Origin of the sequence: Paraburkholderia sp. SIMBA_054 (assembly GCF_046534875.1) — a bacterium.
GTDB classification, from domain to species: domain Bacteria; phylum Pseudomonadota; class Gammaproteobacteria; order Burkholderiales; family Burkholderiaceae; genus Paraburkholderia; species Paraburkholderia hospita.
Genome location: NZ_JAWRXV010001047.1, coordinates 1 through 261, shown reverse-complemented (window position 1 = coordinate 261; position 261 = coordinate 1). Strand labels below are relative to the sequence as shown.

The following is a 261-nucleotide window of genomic DNA, read 5'->3' as shown; positions in this document are numbered from 1 at the left end:
CGAGCGATAGCCGCTATTCACGCCCCAGTAATAGAAGACGAGCGAGAACGCGATCACGACCAACATGTCCCAGCCGTACGGCAGAACGCCACGACCGCCGAACTCCTTGCTGCCGATGAGCGAGAGGATCGCCATCACCGGCAAATAAGCGACCAGCCACCACGCCGCCTTCAGGTCGCGGCCCCAGCCGCCGAAGCCCGACTTCGCCTGGAAGTAGAAGTACACCGGCAGCGCGACGACCATCAGCAGAATGATTTCGCC

The 261-nt window shown here is 62.1% G+C and carries 1 pseudogene; it reads right to left on the bottom strand.

Annotation, left to right across the window (positions count from 1 at the left end):
- Window positions 1–261, bottom strand: a pseudogene (locus SB822_RS58350) (amino acid:proton symporter); the annotation flags it as partial.